Raw genomic sequence first — 25572 nt, 5'->3', positions numbered from 1 at the left:
CGTGTTCCGGACGCGCGTAGAACGCGCTTCGCACGCCCCCTCCCTGCTTGACAGTCCACGGTCACCCCAGGCCTTCGCAGTGCAAACACCACGAGCGAGTGACCCGTGCGCACTCCGTGAGGTCTAGTCCTGTCCTGAAACCGACCTTTCGGAGTCCGGTTCCATCCGGGGCTCGGCGGGCGGGAGTTGCTCCTGCACCGGTTGCGGTGCCGACTGCGGTGGCTGCGCGGGAGCCGTCGGCACCGCCTGCTGCGCCCTCTCCAGGAACCGCAGCAGCTCCACCGGGAAGGGCAGGACGAGCGTGGAGTTCTTCTCGGCGGCCACCGCCACCACGGTCTGCAGCAGCCGCAGTTGCAGCGCGGCGGGCTGCTCGGACATCTCCTTGGCCGCCTCGGCGAGCTTCTTCGACGCCTGCAGCTCCGCGTCCGCGTTGATGACCCGGGCCCGCCGCTCGCGGTCGGCCTCGGCCTGCCGGGCCATGGAGCGCTTCATCGTCTCCGGCAGGGACACGTCCTTGATCTCGACGCGGTCGATGGTGACGCCCCACTCGATGGCCGGGCTGTCGATCATCAGCTCCAGCCCCTGGTTGAGCTTCTCGCGGTTGGAGAGCAGATCGTCCAGCTCGCTCTTGCCGATGATGGACCTCAGCGAGGTCTGCGCCATCTGCGAGACCGCGAACCGGTAGTCCTCCACCCGGACGACCGCCTCGGCCGGCCCGGTCACCTTGAAGTAGACGACGGCGTCCACCCGCACCGTGACGTTGTCCCGGGTGATGCCCTCCTGCGCGGGCACCGGCATGGTCACGACCTGCATATTGACCTTCTGCAGCCGGTCCACGAACGGCACGATCATCGTGAACCCGGGTCCGCGCACCTCGGGCCTGAGCCGCCCGAGCCGGAAGACCACACCCCGTTCGAACTGCTTGACGACCCGCGCCGCCGCCATCACGTACACCGCTCCGGCGGACGCGAGGGTCACTCCCGCCGCCACCAGCGCCTCGACCATGCCGGCCCCCCAGGGGACTGAGCTGAGCCCTACCCGTCACTCGACGGTAACTCCGGGCCCGGACAAGAGGGAGCCCCCGCACGCCGTTTGCGTACGGGGGCCACTGGAAGGGGGGACGTCAGCCGACGCTCACGCCGTAGTAGCTCAGCGCCTCGGTGACCGGCTGGAAGAAGGTCGTGCCGCCGGAGGTGCAGTTGCCGCTGCCGCCGGAGGTCAGACCGTAGGCCACGGTGCCCGCGTACAGCGGACCGCCGCTGTCGCCGCCCTCGGCGCAGACCGTGGTCTGGATCAGACCGGAGACGATGTCACCGCTGCCGTAGTTGACGGTGGCGTTCAGCGCGGTGACCCGGCCGCTGTGCGTGCCGGTGGTGGAGCCGCGGCGGTAGACGGTCGTGCCGACGCTCGGCGTGGCCGCGCTGGTGATGGTCTGGCTGCCGACCGTGCTCGGGTGCGAGATGGAGGTGTTGGTGTAGCGCACCAGGGCGAAGTCGTTGCCCGGGAAGCTGTAGCTCACGTTGCTGCCCAGCACCGTGGTGTGACCGGAGTTGGAGTACCAGGTGGATGCGACCTCGCCGCAGTGACCGGCGGTCAGGAAGTAGTAGGTGCTGCCGCTGTGCACGTTGAAGCCGAGCGAGCAGCGGTAGGAGCCGCCGTAGATGGCGTCGCCGCCGGAGATCAGCGGCTTGAACTGCCCGGCCGAGCGCTTGATGGTGAGGGCCCCGGCGTTGCCGCCGGCCTCACGCTTGATCTTGGCGATCTCCGCCTTGGAGACCGTGCTGTCGACGGTGACGACGACACGGTTGGTCGTGCTGTCGACGGCCCAGGCGGTACCCGGGACGTCTGCCTTGAGCACCGAGCCGCTCACGCCCTTGAGGGCGGAGGCGCTGAAGGTGGTGGGGGTCTCGGAGGCGTTCGCGCTGGGGACCGCGAACGCTGCGGCGGCCACGAGGCCGGTGGTGACGGCGATCAGCCGGCTCCGTCTCGAAATGCCGTGGGTGGTGCGCTTGATCCTCACGTTCGTTCCTCCCAAGGGGAAGTCGGGGGGCCCGCGTGGGGTCGGGGCCCCGTGAGGCGCAGCCCGGGACCGTCGTCCGGATTGCGGACACACATGCCCCTGACAAGCGCTTGCCGGGAGTATTCGGCCGAACGACCGGTAGCCGCAAGGGCGCCTTTCGGCCGTCGAACGGTGTACGGACCATGCCTTTTGGCCACGCGCGCCCTGGTTCAGACCAGGTTGCGCCGCCCTGCCTCGATCGCCGCGTCCCGGATGTCGTCCGGAGACCGGAAAGGCCAGGTGGGGCGGGCGAGGGGCAGTTGGGCGGGGAACGGCCGACCGTCGTACCCCGCTCGGCGGCGACCCCGGAGGAGCGGGGGCTTGTGGGGCGTCAACTGCCTTTGCCGCAGGTGGAGTCGGGGAGGCCGGCGGTACCCGGGCGGCGTGTGCCCCGTCGACCGTCGGCACTGTGGCTCTTCAGATACCCGGGGATGTCCGGAAGTCGCCCGTCCGGATCCGCTTTCCGGTTCGTCCGCACCTCACCTCGTCGTCACGGCGCGTGCCCCGTCCCCCGCGGCCGCCTGCCTTCCCAAGGGCGCGGCCCGGGACCCGACCACCTCGTCCATCAACGCCCCCAGCACATTGCGCACCGACGCGCGTTCGCGTGCGTCGCATTCGAGGACCGGCACCTCGACGTGCAGGCCCAGCGCCTCCCGTACATCCTCCAGTTCGAACCGCTCGGCGCCGTCGAAGCGGTTGACCGCCAGCACGAAGGGCGTGCCGTGGGTCTCGAAGTAGTCGACCGCCGGAAAGCTCTCCTCGATCCGGCGGGGGTCGGCGAGGACGACCGTGCCGAGCGCGCCCTCCACCAGGTCGTCCCACAGGAAGGAGAACCGGCCCTGCCCGGGCGTCCCGAACAGATACAGCGCGATGGTCGGATCGAGGGTGATGCGACCGAAGTCCAGTGCGACGGTCGTGGTGGTCTTGGACTCGACCCCGTCCAGTGAGTCGACGCCGACCGAGACCTGGGTGATCGCCGCCTCCGAGTCCACCGTCTCGAGCTCCGAGATCGCCCCGATGAACGTGGTCTTGCCGGCCCCGAGCCCCCCACTGACCACGATCTTCACGGCAAGCGGCACGGCCCTGTCACAGCGCCCGGACATGATCCCTGATCCTCCATGTGCCGCCGTTCGAACGTCAGCGTCGCCCGCCCCCCGACGAGTTGTACGTCCGCGGGCGCGCCGCCGTTCACCACAGCCGCCGAGGACCCGGCGGTCACAGCAGTCACAGTCGTCGACGACTCGGCAGTCACAGCCGTAGCGGCGCAGTTGTCGACGAGTCAGCAGTCGCAGCCGTAGCGGCCGAAGTTGTCGACCAGTCAGCAGTCGCAGCCGCAGTCGCAGCAGTCGCACCCATCACAGCAGTCGCAGTCGCAGCAGTTGCAGCAGTTGCAGCAGTCACCGCAGTCGGTGCCGGTGCACAGACCGTCCTTGCGCTCGCGGCTCCACGGGTCCTCGTACTGGCCGCAGCACAACTGGCACGTGCAGGCCAGCCCCGCCCACACCGCGCATCCGGCGAGCAGCCCGCGGCGGTCGCGCCGGGGCGGCCCGGGGGGCGGACCGCCCGGACCACCGGGCGGCGCGTACGGCCCGGCGAGCGAGGGCGCCGCGCCGTGTGCGCAGGACGCCGTCCCGAAGGCCCGGTCGACGGAGGTGCGCAGCTCGTGCACGAGCAGCCGGTGCGCCAGCCTGCCGTCGGTGAACTCCGCCTCCCGCAGGGCGAGCCGTATCCCGTGCAGGGCGTCGTCGGCCAGCCGCCGGGCCTCGGTGAGCGGGGTCCCCGTCGCGGTGAGCGGGTTCCAGGCGCCTGACGCGGCGTCGGCCTCCCGGTCCTCCACGGCGTCCAGCAGATGCGCGAGCCGGCCGAAGAGCCGTCCGGCCTCGGCGAGCGGTACGGCGTTCTCGTGGCGCCCGGCCAGCACCGCCGTGTGCGCGAAGGCGGCGGCGGTCGCGGTCTCGGTCGGCTCGGTGACCGTCAGGACCGGCGTTCCGGGTCCGGCGAGCGCCTCGATGCCCGCCTGCCGGTCCACGGCCTCGGTCAGCACCGCCGTGTCGAAGCCGACGCCGGAGCCGCTGCGGGTCCCCGCGGCATCCCAGTTGGCGGCCACCCGGCGGGCGGCGAACGCCACCGGCCCGCGCGCCAGCAGTCCGTCGCCGTCGGCGACATGGTCACGCACCTTGGCCGAGGCGAGCACCAGCGAGACGGCGGCCGCGAGCCGGGCGCCCTCACCCTGAGCGACGGAGGCGGTGCGCATCCCGCGCAACGGACAGGGCCCGGCCGTCCGCCGCCGGTTGCCCGAGCGCTCGGCCTGAGCCTCCGTCAGAACCGATATGAGCAGCCCGTCGTAGTTCGTCACGAGCCGAGCGAACTGCCCGTGATCCTTGCGCAGAGCGAGACACAGTCCGCACAAATGCGCTGTCCACTGGACTTTCAGGCTCTCCCCGAGCCGATGGATACAGGGCCTGACGATTCCGAACACGACGTTCCCCCCGTGGCGCGTGTGCCATCCGATATGCGTGAGCTGCCGCATCGTAGCGGCCGCTCGTTCACCCGTACGCACCGCTCGTCACCCGTACGCCGGGAAGAATCATATTTCACTCACAGTCAGCAGCCGTTTACCGCAGGACCCTTGGGGCACCCGGGCTCTCGACGTATTCGCTGTGCACCAGTACCGTCACAAACCCCCCGCGCGGCGTCTATCCACTTGGCGCGGCATCCGCATCATGGATGACGATAGGGATGCGGAAGCAAGAAAGACCGCTGTGAGAGGAGGCGTCCATGGGATCGGTACGCAAGGCGAGCGCCTGGCTTGGCCTCGTCGACGACAACGATGACGAGCGTTACTACGACGACGACTACTCCGAGGGGACCGAGCAGCCCGGGGATGCCTGGGTCACCGACCCGCGGGTCAAGGTGGCCTCGGACGTCGCCGAGGAGAAGGGCCGCCGCATCGGCACGGTGACCCCGGACAGCTTCCGGGACGCGCGCGCCATCGGCGAGCTGTTCCGCGAGGGCGTGCCGGTCATCGTGAACCTCACGGCCATGGAGGCCGCCGACGCCAAGCGCGTCGTCGACTTCGCGGCCGGGCTGACCTTCGGCCTGCGCGGCACCATCGAGCGGGTCGCGACCCGTGTGTTCCTGCTGACCCCCGCCAACACCGAGATCGTCAGCGGTGAGCCGGCCGGGCGCCGGGAGGACGGGTTCTTCAACCAGAGCTGAGGCAGGGCCGCTCACCGGCCCTGCCCCCGCGCAGGGTTCACCGGAAGGCGTCGAGCCCGGTGAGCGCCTTGCCCAGCACGAGCTGGTGCATCTCGACGGTGCCCTCGTACGTCAGCACCGACTCGAGGTTGGTCGCGTGCCGCATGACGGGGTATTCGAGGGAGATCCCGTTGGCCCCGAGGATCGTCCGGGCCGTCCGGCAGATCTCGATGGCCTCCCGTACGTTGTTGAGCTTGCCGAAGCTGACCTGCTCGGGACGCAGGCGGCCGGCGTCCATGCGCCGCCCCAGGTGATGGGCGAGCAGAATCCCCTTGTGCAGTTCGACGGCCATGTCGGCGAGTTTGGCCTGGGTGAGCTGGAAGCCACCGATGGGCCGGCCGAACTGCTCGCGTGCCTTCGCGTAGTCGACGGCGGTCTCGAAACAGGACCGGGCGGCTCCCATCGCCCCCCACACGATCCCGTACCGCGCGTGGGACAGACAGCTCAGCGGCCCCTTGAGCCCCACGACCTCCGGCAGCACCGCGTCGGCGGGCAACCGCACGTCGTCGAGCACGAGTTCGCTGGTCACACTCGCCCGCAGGGACCACTTGTGCTTGATCTCGGGGGCGGAGAACCCGGCGCTGTCCGTGGGCACCACGAACCCCCGGACGCCCTCGTCGGTCTGCGCCCACACCACGGCGACCCCGGCCACGGAGCCGTTGGTGATCCACATCTTGCGCCCGTTGAGCACCCAGTCGGAGCCCTCGCGCTTGGCGTAGGTCCGCATGGAGGCGGGGTCGGACCCGTGGTCGGGCTCGGTCAGGCCGAAGCATCCGATGACGTCGCCGGCGGCCATCCGCGGCAGCCACGTCTGCTTCTGCTCCTCGCTGCCGAACCGGTGGACGGCGTACATGGCGAGGGAGCCCTGCACGGACACGAGGGACCGGATCCCGGAGTCGGCGGCCTCCAGCTCCAGACACGCGAGCCCGTACTGCACGGCGCTCGCGCCCGCGCAGCCGTACCCGTCGAGCGACATCCCGAGGGCCCCGATGCCCCCGAGCTCCTTGGCGAGCTCACGGATGACGGGCAGTTCACCCTTCTCGTACCAGTCGGCGACATGGGGCAGCACCCGGTCCGCGGCCCAGGCCCGCACGGTGTCCCGTACGGCGAGGTCCTCCGGTTCCAGCAGGTCGTCGATGCCGAGGGGATCGGCGGGATCGAACGGGGGCAACTTCGAGGACGCGGACATCAGAACACCCTCCGGCACGCGAAAAACTAGCAGCGCTAGTTACGACTCTGGGGCCGACGTTACGACGCAGTGTCCCGCACGTCCAGTGACCGGCCCAGGACCGGCCGGCCCTACGCGGAGACGCGGGACTCGGCGACCTCCCGTGGCGCGGGCAGCTCCACCGGTGCCGGGAGCTCCGCGCACTGCATGGTCCGCGGCAGGCGCAGCGCCATCAGCGCGCCCAGCAGCAACAGGCCCGCGCTCACCAGCAGGGTCACGTGCAGTCCGTGCACGAAGGAGTCCATGGCCGCCCGGCGCAGGGCCACGCCGACCGGTCCGCCCAGCCGCCCGGCGACGTCGTACGCCTCGCCCAGCGAGTGCGCCGCCGCGGCCGACGCCGACGCCGGTACACCGGGGACGGACGACAGGCCGGGCGCGTAGGCCGCGTTCATGACGCTGCCGAGGAGCGCGATACCGATGCCGGCTCCGAGCTGGTACGACGTCTCCCCGATGGCCGCCGCCCCGCCGGCCTGAGCCGGCGGCGCCTCGCTGAGCATCGACTCGTAGGCGCCGAAGAGCGTGGTCTCCAGACCGAAGCCCAGCAGGACGAACCCGGACACCAGCAGCCCCGCGTTGTCCGTGCCGCCCATCATCGTCAGCAGCAGCACCGCGCCGGCCGTCAGGCAGAACCCGAACGACACCATGCGGCGCGGCCCGAAGCGGCGCAGCATGCGGGCGCCCGCGAGCCCCGCCGCCATCGCCGCGAAGGTCAGCGGCAGCAGCCGCAGGCCCGTCTGAAGCGGGGAGAGCCCGAGCACGAGCTGCAGATACTGGGCCGCGATCAGTTCGAGGCCCACCAGCGCGAGCATCGCCAGCACGATGCAGCCGACCGACGTGCTGAACGCCGGCCGGGCGAACATCCCGAGATCCACCAGCGGATGCGTACGCCGCCGCTGCCGCCGTACGAAGAGGACCAGCAGCACCGCGCCGACCACCAGCGGTACCAGCGTGAAGACGCTGAGCGGCGGCTCCCCGCCGCCCAGGCGCTTGACGCCCAGCACCACGCCGAACAGCCCGGCCGCCGCCATCAGCGCGCCGACCACGTCCCAGGGGCCGTCGACCGCGCCCCGCGACTCGGGCAGGAGCAGCCGTCCGACCGGCAGGCTGACCAGCATCAGCGGGATGTTGACGAGGAAGACCGAGCCCCACCAGAAGTGCTCCAGCAGGAAGCCGCCCAGCAGCGGCCCCACCGCGGCGCCGACCGCGGCGACGGCGCTCCAGACGCCGATCGCGAGAGCCCTCTCGCGCCGGTCCGGGAAGACCTGGCGCAGGATCGACAGCGTGGCGGGCATGATCATCGCGCCGCCGACGCCGAGCAGCGCGCGGGCGAGGATCAGGACCTGCGGGTCGTGGGCGAGCGCCGCCACGCCGGAGGCGAGGCCGAAGAGGGTGTAGCCGAGGAGCAGGATCCGTCTGCGGCCGACCCGGTCGCCCAGCGTGCCGAAGAGGATCAGCAGCGAGGCGCAGACGAGGGGGTAGACGTCGACGATCCAGAGCAGTTCTATCGCGCCGGGCCTGAGGTCCTCGGTGACGGCGGGGACCGCCACGTGCAGCACGGTCGCGTCGAGCGCGACCAGCAGCAGGCTCACACAGAGGACGACGAGGACGACCCAGCGGTTGGCACCGGCCCCGGCCGCCCGACGGCGCAGCGCGACGGCGGCCGTGGTCGTCCCGGACATGTACGTACCTCCCAGATGCTTCCTCGCGTTCGGCGGGCACATGGGGTGGGGACTCCCCATGATCTCGGCCGGAGAGGAGCGGCTGTCTCCGGCCCGCGCAAACGAAGGCGAGTGACTCGTCAGCGTACGCGAGTTCACGCCACGGTCACGTGGCGGACCTCTCACACGCGCAGAGAATCCGTGTGGCGTACACCACTCCCCCGCGCGGGGGACGACGCGCAGTCCGGCTCCCCGGTTGCGCCGGCCGTCGATAATCGAGCCCGTGACCGACCTTGTGACGCGCGTTGCGCAGCCCCGTGCGCCGGCCCTGCGCCGCGCGGCCCCGGCCCTGCTCGGGTACGTGGCCGTGCGCGCCCTGGGCCTGGCGGTCCTGGCGGTGTGGACCGCCGCGCGCGGCAAGAGCGCGTACACGCTGCTGACGGCCCGCTGGGACGCGCTGTGGTACACGAGGGTGGCCGAGCTGGGATACGGCTACGAGGTACGGCTGCCGAACGGCGACGTGCACTCCAACCTGGCCTTCTTCCCGCTGCTGCCCTGGCTGGAGCGGCTGCTGCACGCGGTCACGCCGCTGTCGTACGCGGGCGCGGGCCTCGGTGTGAGTCTCGTCGCCTCGCTCGCCGCGGCCTGGGGGATCTTCGCGGTCGTGGAGCTGGTGTACGACCGCGGGACGGCGGTGTACGCCGTACTGCTGTGGGCCGTGCTGCCCGTCGGGATCGTGCAGTCCATGGCGTACAGCGAGTCGCTGTTCACCGCGCTGGCGGCCTGGGCGCTGTACGCGGTGCTGACCGGCCGCTGGCCGGCGGCGGGGGCGCTGGCCGCGCTGGCGGGGCTGACCCGGCCGGTGGGGCTCGCGGTCGTCGCGGCCGTGTGGGCGGCCGGGATCGTCTCTTTCGTGCACAGGCGAAGCGCGCCGGACCCGCACGGCGCCCGTGCGGGCGCACACGCCCCCGCGTCGCCCCGTGACGCCCGCACGGAGCGCGTCGGATCATCCGAGGGCGCACCGGGCACGCCCCGCGCCCCCGCGGTCGTCCCCGTCGCCCTGGGGATGGTGCTGGCCCCGCTGGGCGCCGCCGGTTACGTCCTCTGGGTGGGCCACCGCACCGGCAAGGGTCCCCTGGGCTATCTGGACGTCCAGGCGGGCTGGCGCAACGGCTTCGACGGCGGCGCCGCGTTCGCCCGCTTCGTCGCCGACAGGTTCCAGTCGGTTCCGGGCGCCTTCGCGGGCGCCGCGATCATCGCCGGGGTCACGCTGGTGCTCTGGCTGTACGCCGTCTGCGTCCGACAGCGCCAGCCGCTCGCGCTGCTGGTGTACGCCGGCGCGGTCACCGCGCTCGCCCTGTGCGCGTCGAGTTACTTCGGCTCGAAACCGCGTCTGCTGCTGCCCGCGTTCCCGCTGCTGCTGCCGCTCGCCCTGATCCTCGCCCGCTCTCGTGCGTCCAGGGCGGTGCTGGTGGTGGCCGGTGCGGCGGTGCTGTCGGCCGGTTACGGAGCGTTCTGGCTGAACGGCACCGGCCCGCCATGATCGACTCGCGGGTCCCGGTGAGCCCCGGGGCAAATCCGCCCCAGCATTCGGTGAACGAATTCAAAAGTGCAACAGAACTGGTTCGCGGAATGATCAAAGGAATTGAAGGAGGCGGCCGGTCGGCATTGCGGATTCCTCGGAATTCAGGCCACTCCTGAGAGGAATCCCACATCACATCGTCATCACAAAGACGCGGTATCGAGGGAGAACCGACCTCACTCGCTGTAACGTCGATTGGGTGCGTACCGAACGAAAGCTCACCCGTCTGGACCGGGTGTTCGCCAGACTCGACAGGGAGCCGGAACGACCGGCCCACCTCGATGTGCCCAGGATGAGCCGGCACCGGGTGGCGCTGCTCACCGGGACCCTGGCGTTCTACCTGGCGATCGTGTGGGCCGTGGTGACCACCTCGTGGCTGGTCCGGCTGGACTGGCAGGTCATGTTCTTCCGCCCGTACCAGCAGTGGTCGGGCATCCACTGGTTCGTCGACTACTACGTCGTTCTGGGCCAGCGCGGCCCGACCGCGGTGATGGTCGCCGCCTGGCTGGGCTGGCGCTCCTGGCGGCAGCACACGCTGCGCCCGCTGCTGACGCTGGGCGTCGCGCTGCTGCTGCTGAACATCACGGTCGGCGCCGCCAAGTACGGCATGGGCCGCCTCGGGCCGCACTACGCCACCGTCATCGGCTCGAACGAGATGGGTCTGGGCGGCGATATATTTCCCAGCGGCCACACCGCCAACGCCGTCGTGACCTGGGGCATTCTGGCCTACCTGGCCTCCACCCCGAGAGCCCGCCGCTGGCTGTCGGCGGTGTCCGCGGTGACCTCGCTGGGCGTGGGCATGGCCACCGTCTATCTCGGTACGCACTGGCTGAGCGACGTCCTGCTGGGCTGGGCCGCCGGCCTGCTGATCCTGCTGGCCCTGCCCTGGTGCGAGCCGCTGATCGCCCTGGCCGAGGCCCGCATCCTCGATCTGCGCGACCGCCGACGCGCCCGTGGCGGCGTCCCGGCGCCCGCACCCGCGCCCGTGGGGTCACCGGTGCTGCTCAAGCCGCGCGCGAACGCGACGGAGGAGGCCGCGGCACGCGACCCGGCCCGCGCCCCGCGGGCGGCGCCCGCCTACCTGGCCCCCGGCCCGCACACGGCCCGCTCGGAACGCACGCCGGTCACCCCGATCGGCAGCCGCCGGCCACCGCACTCCGACCGCGTCCCGCGCGGCGCGCCGACACCGGCCCGCCCCCTGACGGGCGGCTGACCGGCCGAGGACGGCGGGGTCCGGTACGCACAGCCACCCCCCGCTCGGCACGAGGGCCCCGATTCCCATGGGAATCGGGGCCCTCGTGCCGTGTCAGCCCTTCCAGGCCCGCACCACGCGGCCGTCCCGCACCTCGAAATTCAGCCGGCCGGCGCGGTACTCCATGGTGATGATCGCCCCCGGCGGCAGCGGGCGCACCGTGGTCCACCCGCGCTCGCGCGCGCGCCGCTCGGCGTCCGCCGCGTCGAGGCCGACGTACGCCTCCGGACTGTCCTGGGGCTCCGCATGCGGAGCGGGATTCGGTGCCATACGGCCACGCTAGGCGCTGCCTCCCGGCCGGGGAAGGCCGGGCCGGTCCCAGGAGTCGCACATCCCCCCGCGGTCACACTTCTGTCACAGGATCACGACACGTGTTTCGACCGCGCTGCGTCACACGTACGAGCGGTTCCCTACGCCTTACGCAGGCATTCGACCGTAATTCCCGCGTGCCGCGAGGCCTTGTCGAATAGCCCGTCGGAAAGCTCCGTGAGAACCGCCAGCGGACGCCCGAGGATTCGAATCCGGCCCCATTCCGGACCCGGGCCGCGGGAGCTGACACCGCATAGGAAATGCGCGGATCCGGCACAGAACCGCCGCACACCCCTGCCGAGGGCGCGCCGCGACCGACCCGGACCGCGCACGCGCGGCGGCAGGACGTCACGCACCCGCCGAAGATGCCGGCGGTGCGCCTGCGGCAGCGGGAGCAGGCGCAGGACTCGTGCCGAGGTCTGTGGCACGGGCACAGCCCGTATCAGGGTTCGTACGGCAGTTGCGGCACCTCGAAACACGTGCTGTTCATGTCTCCCTGGGCCACCCATCCCCTGCCGTCCTGCCAGCGCGCCACCGACAGACAGGTCCTGCGGGTCTTCGGCGGCTGCGGCAGGGGCTCGAAGGAGACGGGGAGGAGGAGGCCGTCGGCGGTGTAGTCCCGGCTGCGGTTCACGAAGGTGTCGACGCACGCGCGCGTGATGCCCGTGCCGGCGCAGGACCTGGCGGCGTCCGTGAACCATATGGCTGCCGCCCAGCCCTCCAGCTGCCACTGGGAGTGCGTCTTGAGGCCTTTGGTGGCGTCCCGGAACTCCCTTACGGCCGCGTTGCGGGTGTCGTCGTAGTCGCGGCTGGCGCCGGTCGCCCACAGGGCGTTGCGGCAGCGCGGGGAGTCCTTGTAGTCGTCGGGGACGGTGGACGTCCAGTTCTGCACGTTGGTCACCTTGGCGACGACCTTCGCGCCGACCTCGTCCATCGCCCTGCACAGCTGGGCGTTGCCGTGGCCGTCGATGGCGTCGAAGACCAGGTCGGCGCCCTGCTCCTTCAGATCGGCCGCGGCCGCGCGGAAGTTGGGCAGGGCGAAGTCGACCTGCTCGGTGACCACCTTGTAGCCCTCGGCCCGCAGGCCCCGTTGCACGAGCCGCGCGTAGGCGGCGGAGGCGGCCTGGTTGTAGGAGACGACGGCGGCCGTACGGGCGCCCTTGACGCGCTTGAAGTAGCGGTAGACCTCCGTGCCGCCGTACAGCTTGCCGCCCCACCCTGGGGTGCCGTCGCGGGGCGCGGAGCTGCCGTAGATGCCGTACAGGTGCGGCCAGGTGTCGTAGGCGGCGCCGATGGGCTGGCCGCCGATGTCGGGCACGCGCGCCTGGGAGACGCGGGGGGCGCCCGCGTAGTCAAGGGCGGTGGTGGCGACGAGGGCGACGACCCCGTCCTCCTCGATCAGTCTGTGCACGCAGGTGTTGTCGCCGACGCCGCTGCCGCCGTCGTCGCACTCGTGCACCTCGACGCGGCGGCCGTCGATGCCGCCGCGCGCGTTGAGGCGGTCGAAGTACGCCTTGGCGCCCTGGCCCGGGCCGGTGAAGGTGTCGCCGCCGACGGGGCTGGTGGCGCTGGTGACGATGCCGACGGGGATCGGGGCGCCGCCGCCCGGCGTCGGGGTGCGGGTGTCGTGTTCGAAGTCGCTCTCGGGCAGCCGGCTGCCGCAGGCGGTGCCGACGACGAGGAGCAGCGCCGCGGCGGCCGCGCGCTCAGCAGCCCGGCGCCGGCGAGCCGGACGCATCGCCGCTCAGCTTGACCAGCGCGCACAGCGTGTTGACGGACACCTTCCAGGTGCCGCCCTGCAGGACTGCCGTACCGGAGGCGTTCGGCAGGGCGGTGGCGCCGTTCAGGGTCAGCGCGTACGTCACCGTCGCCTGGCTCGGCGACGTGAACTCGATCTTCTGGACCTTCGCCTGGACCTGCCCGCCGCGCTTGTCACCGCTGAAGGCCTTCAGCACCGGGGCCATCCTGGTGCCGTTCTCCAGGACCTTCTGCTTCTCGGCCAGGGACGTCCTGGGGTCGAAGAACTTCTGCCAGTTGCCGCTGATCTGCTGCTTGGCCACCGCGGGGTCGGCGGGCGCGGTGGCCGGCGCGCTCGCCGTCTTCTGCGCGGACGGCGTGGGGGGCGGGCTGGAGCTGCCGCCGCCGCTCTTGTCGCTGCAGGCGGCGAGGACCGGGGCGAAGATGAGAACGAGGGCGGCCAGTACCGCCGTCCCCCGTCCCGCCGCCCGTGGGCCGTGCCCCCTCGCCGCGTTCCCCCGCCTGAGGTCGCTCCCGAGAACCATCTGGCTCACCACCGGGTGTCCATCCGGGCAGGGTGCGCCCGGTGCTTTCAGGGTCAGCTTCCAAAAGGCATAGTGCAAGCCATTGGCTGACATGGACAGACACACGACGTGTGTGAACGGACGAGGAGCCGAAGATGCGGACAGCGCGACTGCGGACCGTGCACCCCGTCCTGTGGGCCGGCTGGGCCGCGCTCGCCGCGGGCGCGGTGCTGTGCGTCATCGGCTGGTACGGCGTCTCCGGCGAGCGCTACGCCGAGCGGCAGCTTCCCTACCTGGCCTCCTGCACGATCCCCGGCGCGGCGCTGATCGTCGCCGGGGCGGTGCTGCTCACCCACGGCCGGGGCGCCCTCGCCGCCGCGCGCGTGGAGGAGCTCTACGGCCTCCTCGTCGCCGAACCCGAGGAGGACGGCGAGTCCGGGCAGGCGGTCACCGCGCCCCTCGCGGTCAGCGGGGAGCTGCGGATGGTGCCGGGCGGCACGCTGTGGCACCGCGCCGACTGCCCGCTGGTCGCCGGGAAGGCGGAGGCGGTCCCGGTGGACGCCAAGGTCCTGGCGGGCGGCGAGCTGGGCCCGTGCCCCATCTGTGAGCCGTCCGAAGAAACCGACTGATGTCCTCGCTCACGTACGACCTGACGCTGGCCGGTCTGTCGGTCGGCAGCGCCGCCGCGCTCACCGGGATCGGCCTGATCGTGACGTACCGGGCGACCGGTGTGCTCAACTTCGCGCACGGGGCGATCGCCATGGTGTGCGCCTTCGTGCTGCGGCAGTGCGTGGTCGAGTGGGGCTGGCCGCTGTGGCCGGCGGCGGCGCTGACGCTGGTCTTCCTGGCCCCCGCGATCGGCGTGGCGCTGGAGCGGCTCGTCTTCCGTCCCCTCGCCGTCCGGGGCGGCGACCCGGCGCAGACCCTCGTCGCGTCCATCGGGGTGTTCGTGCTGCTGGTCGGCGGGGCGGCGCTGCTGTGGGGGCAGGGGGCGCGCGACGACGCGCCGGAGCTGGTCTCGGCCGATCCGTGGGGGCAGCTCGCGGTCGTGCTGGTCCTGGCGACGGGGGTCGGCGCGGTGATCCGCTGGACGCGGTTCGGGCGGGAGCTGCGGGCCGTCGTGGACGACCGGCGGCTGGCGGTGCTCGGCGGGATCGACGCGGACCGGGTGGCGGCGGCGGGGTGGGCGTTCGGGTCCTTCACGGCGGGGCTGACGGGCGTGCTGCTCGCGCCGTACGTCCGTCTCGACCCGTACGGTCTGCCGCTGCTGGTCATGGAGGTCGTTGCCGTGGCGGTCGCGGCACGCATGCGCAGTCTGCCGGTCGCGGTGCTGGTCGCGCTGGGCGTCGGGGTGGCGCAGAGTCAGCTGACGCGGCTGCATCCCTCGGGCTGGGGCGGGCCGTTGCTGCAGACGGCGGGCGCGAACCTGTTCGTGGTGGCGCTGCTGGTCGCGGCCCTGGCGCTGCCGCGCGTCGGCACCCGGGACGCCCTGCCGCGCACGGCGAGCGCGCGCGTGGCGACGCCGCCGGGCGCGTGGATCGTGGCGGTCGTCCTGTTCCTGCTGCCGCTGGGCTTCGCCGGCTCGGACCTGCACACCTCCGTCCAGGTGCCGGCGCTGGGCGTGGTCCTGCTGTCCCTGGTGGTGGTCACCGGCCGGAGCGGTCAGATCTCCCTCGGCCAGGCGGCCTACGCGGGCCTGGGCGCCCTGTTCACCGCCCTGCTGGCGGCGGGCCGCTTCCCGGGCCTGCCGCGCCTGCCGGGACTGGCCGCGCTCGCCGTCTCGGTGGTCCTGGTCGCCCCCCTGGGCCTGCTGACCGGCTGGCCGGCGATCAGCCGCCGGGGGCTCGCCCTTGCGCTGGCGACCTTCGCGGTGGGCGTCGGGGTGAGCCGCTTCGTCTTCGCCCAGCCGTACGCCACCTCGGACCTGGGCCTGGGCCGCCCGGCCGGCTTCGACGGCGACCGCGCCTACTACGTCCTCGAACTCGTCCTGCTCCTCGCCGCGTTGCTGGCGACCCGGGCCCTGCGCAGAGGCCGTACGGGCCGTGCCCTGGCCGCCATGCGCGACGACGAGGCCGGGGCGTCGGCGGCGGGCGTGCGGGTCCCGTCCCTGAAGCTCCTGGCCTTCGTCGCGGGCGCCGCGCTGGCCGCGCTCGGCGGCGGCATGCTCGGCATGGGCCTGCGCGCGTTCGACCCCGGCGCCTACGACCCCGTACGCGGCCTGCTGTGGTTCGCGGCGGTGGTGGTCCTGGGCGCGGACAGCACCCTGGGCGCCCTGGCCGCGGCGGCACTGCTGGTCGGCCTGGACGCGGGCGCGCGGGGCGGGGTGGCGGCGGCCCTGATCGGTGTCCTGGCGGTACTGATCGGCCGCTTCCCCGGAGGCCCGTACGAGGCCTGGCGAACGGCGACGCGGCACCTGCGGTCGCGGCGGCCGACGGAACCGACGGAGCTGGGGGCTCGAGTACGGGCGAGGGCACGTCCCTGGACGCCGCCGACGGCCGGGCGACGGATGCCGGTGGGGGCGACGGCAACGCCTGGTCCCGGCACGGGCATTGGGGTCGCGGGGGTTGTCGCGACGCCGGCCGGGGAGGGCCTGGCGTCCCCCCGCTCGGCCGTAGGAGATCCCGCGGCCCCACGTGGGCGGCGTGCGGCCGTTGGCGGGCGGTCCCTGCAGGGGGCGCCGGGAACCGGTGGTGCGGCGGGGCCCTCGGGGCGTCGGCGGGCGGTCCCGGCCGTTCTCGTGGTGCGTCGGCTTCGGGCCCGCTACGGCGGCTTCACCGCTCTCGACGACGTCTCGCTCGACGTCCGCCCGGGGCAGGTCACCGCCGTCATCGGGCCCAACGGTGCCGGCAAGAGCACCCTCTTCGACTGTCTGGCCGGCACCCTGCGCCCCGCACACGGACAGGTTCTCCTCTCGGGCCGGGACATCACGCGCCTGCCGGCCCACACCCGCACCCGCCTCGGGATCGCCCGCACCTTCCAGCAGCTGTCCGTCTTCCCGTCCCTGACCGTGGCCGAGAACGTCCGCGTCGGTGCGGAACAGGGCCGGGTCACCGACCCCGGCGCCGTGGACCGCGCCCTGCGCCTGTTCGACCTCGACGGCCTCCGCACGCTCCCCGCCGCTGCCCTGCCCACCGGCACCCTGCGCCGGGTCGAGCTGGCCCGGGCCCTCGCCCGCGGCCCGCGCCTCCTGCTCCTCGACGAACCCGCCGCCGGTCTCGACAGCGCCGAGGTCACCGCGATGGCCCGCGTCCTCAAAGCCCTGGCCGCCGACGGCACCGCCCTGCTGGTCGTCGAGCACGACCTCGACCTGGTCGCCGACCTCGCCGACGTCGTGCACGTCATGACCGCGGGCCGCATCGTCGCCTCCGGGCCGCCCGGCCACGTCCTGGACGAGGCGGGCCCATGAGCGCCGGCATCTCGCTGCGCCACGCGCGCGTGCGCTACGGCCCCCTGGAGGCCCTGCACGGCGTCACCCTCGCCGCCCCCGGCCCCGGCCTCACCGTGCTGCTGGGGCGCAACGGTTCGGGCCGTACGACCGTCCTGCGCGCGATCGCCGGAGCCGTGCCGCTGTCCGGTGGGGCGGTGGTGTGGGACGGCACCGACGTGACCCGGCTGCCGGCGTACGAACGGGCCCGGCGTGGCCTGTGCCTGGTCCCCGAGCGGCAGGCGGTCTTCGGCTCCCTCACCGTCCGCGAGAACCTCGAACTGGCCGCGCGGGACTTCGCCCTCGCCCTGGAGGCCTACCCCCCGCTGGAGAGCCTGCTGCCGCGCCGCGCCGGCACCCTCTCCGGCGGCGAGCAGCGCATGCTCGCGCTCTCCCGCGCCCTGCTGGCACCCGCGCGCGTGGTGCTCGTCGACGAACCCGCGCAGGGCATGGCACCGCCGGTCGCCGCCCGTACGTATGAGCTGCTGGCCGGTCTCGACGCGTGCGTGGTCGTCGCCGAGCAGCGCCTGCCGCCTGCGCTGGAGGGCCGTGACGCCGTCTTCGTGTACGAACTGCGGCGCGGTTCGGTGGCGTTCGGCGGACAGGCGGGCGAGCTGGGACGACGGACACCGCCGGGCCGTCGCGGGGGGCGGCGGCAGTTCCCGGGATGACGGCGGGGCCCCGCCCGGTCGGACGACCGGGCGGGGCCCCAGGGCGTGACCGGGAGCGCCTCAGACGACGAGCCGCTGCCCGGGCAGGATCATGTCGGGATCACCGCCGATGACGGCCTTGTTGGCGGCGTACAGCCGCTGCCAGGTGGTCCCGTGCCGGGCGGCGATCTTGCTCAGCGTGTCGCCCTCGCGGACGGTGTAGTCACCGCGGGAGGCACTGCGGTTGGTGTGGCCCGAAGAACGCGTCGGCGCCTTCTTCGACGGGGCCGCCTTGGTGGACTTGGTCGTCTCGGCGGACTTCGTCGTCACCGAGCCGGAGGAGGCCGGGGCGCTTCCGGACGCGCCGGCCCGAGCCGAACAGACCGGCCAGGCGCCCCAGCCCTGGGCGTGCTGGACCTTGGTGGCCACGGCGATCTGCGCTTCCCTGGAGGCCTTGTCGGCGGTCGAGGCGTAGGCGGAGCCGCCGTACGCGCGCCAGGTGCCGGCGGAGAACTGGAGCCCGCCGTAGTAGCCGTTGCCGGTGTTGATGTGCCAGTTGCCGCCGCTCTCGCACTGGGCGATGCGGTCCCAGACTCCGCCGTCGGCCGCGGCTGCGTTGCCGGACGCGGCCAGCAGTCCCAGCGGGGCGGCGAGCAGTGCGGCCCCGGCGAGGGCCACCGTCGTACGCGTCTTGCGACCGTTGTGGCGGTTGGTATCGGCACACTCGGACATGTAATTCCCTCTCCCGACACCCGGGGTCCCCCAGGACGGGGCGCGCTCGCGGCACTTGGGCCGGTCGCCGCGCTCCGTCCCGTCCGCCGTGCTCGCACCGGCCTTGCATGGCCGGCCGGCGCGATCGGCGGACGTTCCCGAGCGGTGCTCGTTGCACACGGCCGAGGAATCTAAAGAGCCTGTCGAGGCGTCAGCAACCAACTCCTCGTCATTCCAGGCCAGTTCGCTGTTACCGCGGGTATCAGTGAATTTGGGACACCCACTTCATTCCCTGATTTCAGGATTTGTCGACCAGTGGCTCCTTTGATCTGTGACTCACTTCACGCAACCAACTCCCTTGCACTTCCGAGCATTTGACCATGAGTGACCAATTCCGCACGAGTGGTGACCATGCGCGTCGGACGGATTGATTCCCTTCGCCCTGGAGCGTGACTCTCGCCACAGATCGCCCGTTGTCTTCTTCATGAGCCCGGGACCCGCCCGGTTCACCACTTCCCGAGGGGAGCCACCCGTGCCGCGCATGCTCGATGTCAGCGACGAGGTACGCGCCGAGATCGGCGACGAAGAGGCCGACCGGCTGCTCGCCGGCGAGAACGCCCCCGGCAGCTACGACTGCACGTCCTGCCGCACCCCGGGCGACTCCGAACAGGAGCGCACCAGCACCGTCCTGTTCATCGGCGACGAGACCGCGGTCCTCGCCTTCGCCCACGCCACCTGCCTGCCCTCGCAGGTCGTCCAGGTCACCGAGGAGCAGCTCCAGGGCGCCGTGAGGTCCATCTCCGGCGCCACGGTCGACATGGACCCCGACAAGGTCGTCCCCGAGCAGGCCGTGCTCGGCGTGACCAGCGGACTCGTGCTGATCGCCGGGGAGTTGCACCCGGCGCTGGTGGTCGAGCCGACGGGGCCGATCGTCCGTCCGGGCGCGACGGGGCTCGGTGACGACTTCCTGCCGCTGCTGATCGAGCAGGGGTTCATGCCGCTGACGCAGATCACCGAGGTCCCTCCGGTGCTGCACGGCTGGTCGGTGCTGCTCGCCGTGGGCCAGCTGCACGCCGTACTGCAGCCGAACGCCAACGGCGGGCAGCCGGTGGCCTGGTGGCAGGCGCACCAGCCGCTCCAGGTCACGGAGAGCTGGCGGGCCGCCGCGAACAAGCACCAGCAGGTGCTGATGTTCGCCGCGCCGGTGGGGTCGATCGGGCGTCAGCCCCGCGAGGACCTGCTGCGGGACGCGCTGGACAAGGCGGCGGCGAACGGGAAACTGGTCGCCGCGGCCATGCCGCTCGCGGGCACCTGAGCGCGCCCGGCGGGGGAAGCCGCATCCCAAGTGGCCTGAGGTCGTTTGGACGTACGTGCACACCTACGACGTTCCCCGCCGCTCGTCCTATCCGCCGATCCCGTCCTCGCGGTCGTCGGCTCCGGACTTCCCGGGCGGCCCATCGGCCACGCCGATCTACGACGCGCTCTACGCGGAGTACGTCAAGTCCTTCCGCACGCTGCCGGGTGACCGCAGCGGCGAGGAGGAGCTGGGCTTCATCTCCTTCGGAAACATCCCGCACAGCTCCGGGGAGTTCAGCGCGCACCGCCCGGGGTCGTTCAGCAGCTCGTACGGCGCGTACAGCGCGGGGGCCCACAGTGCCCGGCAACAGTCGCAGTGGCAGCGTGTCGGGCACATCGGCCAGCAGGGCCACACGGGGATGCACCATGTGCCGGCGGCCCTGCCACCGGGCCCGCTGAGAAACAGCTGAGGAAAGCGAAAGGGCGGCCCCGGTCGGGGCCGCCCTTTCCGCTTGCCGGTCGGCGCTACTTCTTCTGGCCCGTCGGCGCTACTTCTTCTTGTTGCCGCGCTTCTCGCGCACCCGCACCGAGATATGGATCGGCGTTCCCTCGAAGCCGAACTCCTCGCGCAGCCGGCGCTCGATGAAGCGCCGGTAGCCCGCCTCGATGAAGCCGGAGGCGAAGAGCACGAACCGCGGCGGCTTGGTGCCCGCCTGGGTGCCGAAGAGGATGCGGGGCTGCTTGCCGCCGCGGATCGGGTGCGGGTGGGCGGCGACCAGCTCGCCGAGGAAGGCGTTGAGCCGGCCCGTCGGAACCCGGGTCTCCCACCCCGCCAGGGCGGCCTCGATCGCCGGGACCAGCTTCTCCATGTGCCGCCCGGTACGCGCCGAGACGTTCACCCGCGGCGCCCACGCCACCTGGCCGAACTCGGTCTCGATCTCCCGCTCCAGGTAGTAGCGGCGCTCCTCGTCGAGGGTGTCCCACTTGTTGTAGGCGATGACCATCGCGCGGCCGGCCTCGACGGCCATGGTCACGATCCGCTGGTCCTGCACCGAGATGGACTCGGAGGCGTCGATCAGGATGACCGCCACCTCGGCCTTCTCGACGGCGGCCGCGGTGCGCAGCGAGGCGTAGTAGTCGGCGCCCTGCTGCAGGTGGACGCGCTTGCGGATGCCCGCCGTGTCGACGAACTTCCAGGTGACGCCGCCGAGTTCGATGAGCTCGTCGACCGGGTCGCGGGTGGTGCCCGCGATCTCGTTGACGACGACCCGCTCCTCGCCCGCCACCTTGTTCAGCAGGGAGGACTTGCCGACGTTGGGGCGGCCGATGAGGGCGATGCGGCGCGGTCCGCCGATCCCCGTGCCGCCGAAGGTCTGCTCGGGCGCGTCCGGCAGCGCCTCCAGGACGGCGTCCAGCATGTCGCCGGTGCCGCGGCCGTGCAGGGCCGAGACCGGGTGCGGCTCACCGAGGCCGAGGGACCACAGGTAGGAGGCGTCCGCCTCGCCGCTGGGCCCGTCGACCTTGTTGGCGCACAGCACCACGGGCTTGCCCGCCTTGCGCAGCAGTCGTACGACCGCCTCGTCGGTGTCGGTCGCGCCGACCTTGGCGTCGACGACGAAGACGACGGCGTCGGCGGCCTCGATGGCGTACTCGGCCTGGGCGGCCACGGAGGCGTCGATCCCGAGGACGTCCTGCTCCCAGCCGCCGGTGTCGACGACCTTGAAGCGGCGGCCCGCCCACTCGGCCTCGTAGGTCACGCGGTCGCGGGTGACGCCCGGCTTGTCCTCGACGACGGCCTCGCGGCGGCCGATGATGCGGTTGACCAGGGTCGACTTGCCGACATTCGGCCGGCCGACGACGGCGAGCACCGGCAGCGGGCCGTGACCGGCCGCCTCGATGGCACCCTCGACGTCCTCGAGGTCGAAGCCCTCTTCCGCGGCGAGCTCCATGAACTCCGCGTACTCGGCGTCGCCAAGCTCTCCGTGGTCGTGCTCTTCGGCAGAGCCCTCGGAGTGGATGTGGTCGTTCATGAAGTCCGTACCTCGTTCATCGTGGTGATCGGTGGACCGTCCGGTGTCGCCCGGTTTGATCCACTACTCAGTGTCGCCTAGCGACCGGTCAGCCGCCTGGCGTTTTCCAGGTGCGCGGTGAGCTGCTTCTGGATGCGCTCGGTCGCCTCGTCGAGCGCCTTGCGCGTGCGCCGTCCGGAGCTGTCGCCCGCCTCGAAGGGGTCGCCGAAGACGACGTCGATACGGCTGCGCAGCGGAGGCAGCCCCTTTATCAACCGTCCGCCGCGCCCGGAACTTCCCAGCACCGCGACCGGCACCACCGGGGCGCCGCTGCGGACGGCGAAGTAGGCGAGCCCGGCGCGCAGGGATGCGAAGTCGCCCTCGCCCCGGGTGCCCTCCGGGAAGATGCCGAGGACCCCGCCGGCCGACAGCACGTCCAGCGCCTGCGTGATCGCCCCGCGGTCGGCGACCGAGCGGTCGACCTTCAGCTGGCCGATCCCGGTCAGGAAGGGGTCCAGCGGGCCGACGAACGCCTCCTTCTTGATCAGGAAGTGCGTCGGCCGGGGCGCCACGCCCATGACCATCGGGCCGTCTATGTTGTGCGAGTGGTTCACGGCGAGGATCACCGGGCCGGTGGCGGGCATCCTCCAGGCGCCCAGCACACGCGGTCTCCACAGCCCGTACATCAGGCCGACGCCGATGCGCCGGCCGACCTCGGCGCCGCGCTCGGAGGCGACGGGGACGGTGGTCACTTCCCGGCCCGCTTCTCCTCGACGAGGGTGACGACGCACTCGATGACCTGCTGGAGGGTGAGCTCGGTGGTGTCGACCTCGACCGCGTCGTCCGCCTTGGCGAGCGGCGAGGTCTTGCGGGAGGAGTCGGCGGTGTCCCGCTTGATCAGGGCCTCGCGGGTGGCGTGCACGTCGGCGCCCTTGAGCTCGCCGCTGCGGCGGGCCGCGCGGGCCTCCGGGGAGGCGGTGAGGAAGATCTTCAGGTCGGCGTCCGGCAGCACGGTCGTACCGATGTCCCGGCCCTCGACGACGATGCCGTTCTCGGCGGCGGCGGCCACCGAGCGCTGCAGCTCGGTGATCCGGGCGCGTACCTCGGGCACCGCGCTGACCGCGCTGACCTGGGAGGTGATCTCCTGGGTGCGGATCGGGCCGGCCACGTCGGTGCCGTCGACCGTGATCGTGGGCTGCGCCGGGTCGGTGCCGGAGACGATCTCCGGCTTGCCCGCCACGGCGGCGATCGCGGAGGGGTCGTCGATGTCGATCCCGTTGGTGACCATCCACCAGGTGATCGCCCGGTACTGGGCGCCGGTGTCCAGGTAGCTCAGGCCGAGCTCTGCGGCGACGGCCTTCGACGTGCTCGACTTGCCCGTGCCGGAGGGACCGTCGATGGCGACGATCACGGGCTTGGCGGCGCCGTTTTCCACAGGGGGACACCTTCCTGGTGCGTGTGGCGGGTGGTGTTCGGGCGCGAGCGCGCCCCGCACAAGGTTACCGGCCTCCCGGGTCCCCTCTTACAGGCGGATGATCGGGAAGATCACTGCCGGATGGCCCAGCCCCGCTCCCGCAGCGCCGCCGTCAGCACGGGCGCCGCCTGCGGCTCGACCATCAGCTGCACGAGACCGGCCTGCTGCCCGGTCGCGTGCTCGATGCGTACGTCCTCGATGTTGACCCCGGCCCGTCCGGCGTCGGCGAAGATGCGGGCCAGCTGGCCCGGCTGGTCGTCGATGAGCACCGCCACGACCTCGTAGGCCCGCGGGGCCGAACCGTGCTTGCCCGGGACCCGGACCTGTCCGGCGTTCCCGCGCCGCAGGATGTCCTCGATGCCGGACGTGCCCTCGTGCCGCTTGTCCTCGTCGGAGGACTGCAGGGCCCGCAGCGCCCGCACCGTCTCGTCCAGGTCCGCGGCGACGTCCGAGAGGAGGTCTGCGACCGGCCCGGGGTTGGCGGAGAGGATGTCGATCCACATGCCGGGCTCGGAGGCGGCGATCCGGGTCACGTCCCGGATGCCCTGCCCGCACAGCCGTACGGCGGCCTCCTCGGCGTTCTGCAGCCGCGCGGCGACCATGCTGGAGACCAGGTGGGGCATGTGGGAGACGAGCGCCACGGCGCGGTCGTGGGCGTCGGCGTCCATGACCACCGGCACGGCCCGGCAGTGCGAGACCAGTTCCAGGGCGAGGTTGAGGACCTCGGTGTCGGTGTCCCGGGTGGGCGTGAGCACCCAGGGGCGGCCCTCGAAGAGGTCGCCGGTGGCGGCGAGCGGGCCGGACTTCTCACGGCCGGACATGGGGTGCGTGCCGATGTAGGACGCCAGGTCCAGGCCCAGCGCCTCCAGTTCGCGGCGCGGGCCGCCCTTGACGCTGGCCACGTCGATGTAGCCGCGGGCCAGGCCCCGGCGCATGGCGTCGGCCAGCACCGTCGCCACGTGCGCGGGAGGGGCGGCGACGATCGCGAGGTCGACCGGGCCGTCGGGCGCCTCGTCCGTGCCGGCGCCGAGCGCGGCGGCGGTGCGGGCCCGCTCGGGGTCGTGGTCGGTGAGGTGGACGACGACGCCACGCTGGGACAGGGCGAGCGCGGCGGACGTGCCGATGAGGCCGGTGCCGATGACGAGTGCGGTTCTCACTGGGCGATGTCCTTGCGCAGGGCGGCCGCGGCACCGAGGTAGACGTGGTTGATCCCGGTGCGGGGCTTGTCGGTCTCGATGTGCGCGAGGACGCGCACGACCCGGGGCATGGCGCCCTGGATGTCGAGTTCCTGGGCGCAGATCAGCGGGACGTCCACGATGCCGAGCTTGCGGGCCGCGGCCGCCGGGAAGTCGCTGTGCAGGTCGGGCGTGGCCGTGAACCAGATGCTGATCAGGTCGTCGGCGGTCAGGTCGTTCCGCTCCAGGACGGCGGTGAGCAGGGCGCCGACCTGCTCGTCCATGTGTCCGGCCTCGTCCCGTTCCAGTTGGACGGCTCCCCGGACCGCTCGTACCGCCACGGCGCTGCTCCTTGCTCATGTATCGGCTCTGAGAGCGTCCAGCCTAGTCAGACCACGCCGCGGGGGTCCTCGCCGCCCGCCCGCTGAGACGGCCCGGCGATCCACGGCGATGTCACCCGATTGTCTCTGTTCTGCCACTTCGGGTGTGAACACCCCGTGCGCCTCTTTACGCCGGACCCGCCGGTCCGCTCTGATGACAGGAAACCCGCCTCGGGGGAGGCCCGTCATGAAGCGTCCTGGACCACTGCTGACCCTGCTCGCAGGGCTGCTGCTCGCCGTTTTCATGCTCACGCTCGACTCGACGACGGGCACGAAGAGCGCCTCGTCCACGTACGAGAAGCCGTCGTCCCGGAAGCCGTCGCCGTCCGCGGCTTCCACGTCGGCCGTCCCGTCGCCGACCCCGAAGCGGTCCGCCGCGCCGGCCGGCGTCTACACGGGCCGTACCGACGACGACTCCTCCGCCGTCGCCGTCTCGCTGCGCGGCGGCAAGGCGATCGCGTACTTCTGCGACGGCCACAACATCGAGTCGTGGCTCAAGGGCGACGTACGAGGTGCCGGTGGCATGCGGCTGACCGGCGCGAACGGCGCACGGCTGAACGGCACCCTGAAGGGCGGCGGGAAGCTGACCGGCACGGCCGACGTCGGCGGCGGGCACTACACGTTCACCCTGGCCAGGGCCAAGAAGCCCTCCGGGCTCTACCGGGCGAACAGCCAGGTGGCCGGCGCCAGGATCGTCGGCGGCTGGATCGTGCTGCCGAGCGGCCGGCAGGTCGGTCTGGTCACCCGCGACGGGAAGCCCTCGGCCGCCCCCGCCATCGACCCTCGGACCGGTGCGGTGACGGTCGACGGACAGCAGCTCACGGCCCGTCCCGTAACGCCCTGATC

Annotated in this window: 24 protein-coding genes; 9 read left to right on the top strand and 15 right to left on the bottom strand. The window is 72.3% G+C overall.

Going from position 1 to position 25572, the window contains the following annotated elements; all coding sequences use genetic code 11:
- Positions 1–123: 123 nt before the first annotated feature.
- The 4 genes from ACQF4J_RS35485 to ACQF4J_RS35470 form a co-directional block, all read right to left on the bottom strand.
- On the bottom strand, positions 124–1005 hold the full coding sequence (locus ACQF4J_RS35485; RefSeq protein WP_351803534.1) for a slipin family protein: 882 nt from the start codon (positions 1003–1005) through the stop codon (positions 124–126).
- Between the two features lie 118 nt (positions 1006–1123).
- Positions 1124–2020 (bottom strand): S1 family peptidase, encoded by an 897-nt coding sequence (locus tag ACQF4J_RS35480; RefSeq protein ID WP_351574576.1) that lies wholly within the window; start codon positions 2018–2020, stop codon positions 1124–1126.
- 518 nt (positions 2021–2538) lie between these two features.
- Positions 2539–3162, bottom strand: a complete 624-nt coding sequence (locus tag ACQF4J_RS35475; protein WP_427167643.1) for a GTP-binding protein — start codon at positions 3160–3162, stop codon at positions 2539–2541.
- A 215-nt stretch (positions 3163–3377) separates the two neighbouring features.
- Positions 3378–4538 (bottom strand): DUF5685 family protein, encoded by a 1161-nt coding sequence (locus ACQF4J_RS35470; protein ID WP_427167642.1) that lies wholly within the window; start codon positions 4536–4538, stop codon positions 3378–3380.
- 299 nt (positions 4539–4837) lie between these two features.
- Here ACQF4J_RS35470 and ACQF4J_RS35465 point away from each other — a divergent pair, with 299 nt between their 5' ends.
- Positions 4838–5278 (top strand): cell division protein SepF, encoded by a 441-nt coding sequence (locus tag ACQF4J_RS35465; protein WP_200699766.1) that lies wholly within the window; start codon positions 4838–4840, stop codon positions 5276–5278.
- A gap of 37 nt (positions 5279–5315) precedes the next feature.
- On the opposite strand, the gene ACQF4J_RS35460 is transcribed toward ACQF4J_RS35465, so the two are convergent.
- Positions 5316–6506 (bottom strand): acyl-CoA dehydrogenase family protein, encoded by a 1191-nt coding sequence (locus ACQF4J_RS35460; protein ID WP_351574552.1) that lies wholly within the window; start codon positions 6504–6506, stop codon positions 5316–5318.
- Between the two features lie 110 nt (positions 6507–6616).
- The gene (locus ACQF4J_RS35455; protein WP_351574549.1) at positions 6617–8224 is read right to left on the bottom strand and encodes an MFS transporter; all 1608 of its coding nucleotides are present in this window, start codon (positions 8222–8224) and stop codon (positions 6617–6619) included.
- Positions 8225–8486: 262 nt separating this feature from the next.
- Between ACQF4J_RS35455 and ACQF4J_RS35450 the strand changes: the two genes are divergently transcribed.
- On the top strand, positions 8487–9746 hold the full coding sequence (locus tag ACQF4J_RS35450; RefSeq protein ID WP_351574546.1) for a mannosyltransferase family protein: 1260 nt from the start codon (positions 8487–8489) through the stop codon (positions 9744–9746).
- Between the two features lie 238 nt (positions 9747–9984).
- On the top strand, positions 9985–10998 hold the full coding sequence (locus ACQF4J_RS35445) for a phosphatase PAP2 family protein (protein ID WP_351574544.1): 1014 nt from the start codon (positions 9985–9987) through the stop codon (positions 10996–10998).
- 93 nt (positions 10999–11091) lie between these two features.
- Here the strand turns inward: ACQF4J_RS35445 and ACQF4J_RS35440 are convergent, their stop codons facing one another.
- The 3 genes from ACQF4J_RS35440 to ACQF4J_RS35430 form a co-directional block, all read right to left on the bottom strand.
- Positions 11092–11307, bottom strand: a complete 216-nt coding sequence (locus ACQF4J_RS35440) for an I78 family peptidase inhibitor (protein WP_427167641.1) — start codon at positions 11305–11307, stop codon at positions 11092–11094.
- 481 nt (positions 11308–11788) lie between these two features.
- Positions 11789–13084 (bottom strand): ABC transporter substrate-binding protein, encoded by a 1296-nt coding sequence (locus ACQF4J_RS35435; RefSeq protein WP_427167639.1) that lies wholly within the window; start codon positions 13082–13084, stop codon positions 11789–11791.
- The gene (locus tag ACQF4J_RS35430) at positions 13053–13628 is read right to left on the bottom strand and encodes a hypothetical protein (protein WP_427168661.1); all 576 of its coding nucleotides are present in this window, start codon (positions 13626–13628) and stop codon (positions 13053–13055) included. The genes ACQF4J_RS35435 and ACQF4J_RS35430 overlap by 32 nt, the downstream gene beginning before the upstream one ends.
- A 134-nt stretch (positions 13629–13762) precedes the next feature.
- On the opposite strand from ACQF4J_RS35430, the gene ACQF4J_RS35425 reads away from it, so the two are divergent.
- From ACQF4J_RS35425 to ACQF4J_RS35415, 3 genes are read left to right on the top strand one after another with little or no spacing between them, the layout of a single operon-like run.
- Positions 13763–14236, top strand: coding sequence for a hypothetical protein (locus tag ACQF4J_RS35425; protein WP_351574532.1), 474 nt, complete (start codon positions 13763–13765; stop codon positions 14234–14236).
- On the top strand, positions 14236–17013 hold the full coding sequence (locus ACQF4J_RS35420) for an ABC transporter permease subunit (protein WP_427167638.1): 2778 nt from the start codon (positions 14236–14238) through the stop codon (positions 17011–17013). The genes ACQF4J_RS35425 and ACQF4J_RS35420 overlap by 1 nt, the downstream gene beginning before the upstream one ends.
- Positions 17010–17702, top strand: coding sequence for an ATP-binding cassette domain-containing protein (locus ACQF4J_RS35415; RefSeq protein ID WP_427167637.1), 693 nt, complete (start codon positions 17010–17012; stop codon positions 17700–17702). Before ACQF4J_RS35420 ends, ACQF4J_RS35415 begins: the two co-directional genes overlap by 4 nt.
- A gap of 60 nt (positions 17703–17762) precedes the next feature.
- On the opposite strand, the gene ACQF4J_RS35410 is transcribed toward ACQF4J_RS35415, so the two are convergent.
- Positions 17763–18413 carry a transglycosylase family protein gene (locus ACQF4J_RS35410; protein WP_351574523.1) on the bottom strand — a complete coding sequence of 217 codons (651 nt, stop codon included), beginning with the start codon at positions 18411–18413 and terminating at the stop codon, positions 17763–17765.
- A 511-nt stretch (positions 18414–18924) separates the two neighbouring features.
- Here ACQF4J_RS35410 and ACQF4J_RS35405 point away from each other — a divergent pair.
- A complete protein-coding gene (locus ACQF4J_RS35405; protein WP_351574520.1) occupies positions 18925–19707 on the top strand; it encodes a hypothetical protein in 783 nt (260 codons plus the stop codon).
- Positions 19708–19762: 55 nt separating this feature from the next.
- Positions 19763–20158, top strand: a complete 396-nt coding sequence (locus ACQF4J_RS35400; RefSeq protein ID WP_351574517.1) for a hypothetical protein — start codon at positions 19763–19765, stop codon at positions 20156–20158.
- A 78-nt stretch (positions 20159–20236) separates the two neighbouring features.
- Here the strand turns inward: ACQF4J_RS35400 and der are convergent, their stop codons facing one another.
- The 5 genes from der to aroH form a co-directional block, all read right to left on the bottom strand.
- The gene (der, locus tag ACQF4J_RS35395) at positions 20237–21718 is read right to left on the bottom strand and encodes a ribosome biogenesis GTPase Der (protein WP_351574515.1); all 1482 of its coding nucleotides are present in this window, start codon (positions 21716–21718) and stop codon (positions 20237–20239) included.
- 77 nt (positions 21719–21795) lie between these two features.
- Complete coding sequence (locus tag ACQF4J_RS35390; protein WP_427167636.1) at positions 21796–22449, bottom strand: lysophospholipid acyltransferase family protein; 654 nt, start codon at positions 22447–22449, stop codon at positions 21796–21798.
- Positions 22446–23132 (bottom strand): (d)CMP kinase, encoded by a 687-nt coding sequence (gene cmk, locus ACQF4J_RS35385; RefSeq protein ID WP_351574510.1) that lies wholly within the window; start codon positions 23130–23132, stop codon positions 22446–22448. The genes ACQF4J_RS35390 and cmk overlap by 4 nt, the downstream gene beginning before the upstream one ends.
- 110 nt (positions 23133–23242) lie before the next feature.
- Positions 23243–24328 (bottom strand): prephenate dehydrogenase, encoded by a 1086-nt coding sequence (locus tag ACQF4J_RS35380; protein ID WP_351574507.1) that lies wholly within the window; start codon positions 24326–24328, stop codon positions 23243–23245.
- Positions 24325–24687, bottom strand: coding sequence for a chorismate mutase (gene aroH, locus ACQF4J_RS35375; RefSeq protein WP_351574505.1), 363 nt, complete (start codon positions 24685–24687; stop codon positions 24325–24327). Before aroH ends, ACQF4J_RS35380 begins: the two co-directional genes overlap by 4 nt.
- A 226-nt stretch (positions 24688–24913) precedes the next feature.
- Between aroH and ACQF4J_RS35370 the strand changes: the two genes are divergently transcribed.
- Positions 24914–25570 carry a hypothetical protein gene (locus tag ACQF4J_RS35370; RefSeq protein WP_351574502.1) on the top strand — a complete coding sequence of 219 codons (657 nt, stop codon included), beginning with the start codon at positions 24914–24916 and terminating at the stop codon, positions 25568–25570.
- Positions 25571–25572: the final 2 nt, after the last annotated feature.

The organism is Streptomyces sp. C1-1 (assembly GCF_050214755.1).
GTDB lineage: Bacteria > Actinomycetota > Actinomycetes > Streptomycetales > Streptomycetaceae > Streptomyces.
This window is presented reverse-complemented; position numbering and strand designations above follow the sequence as displayed.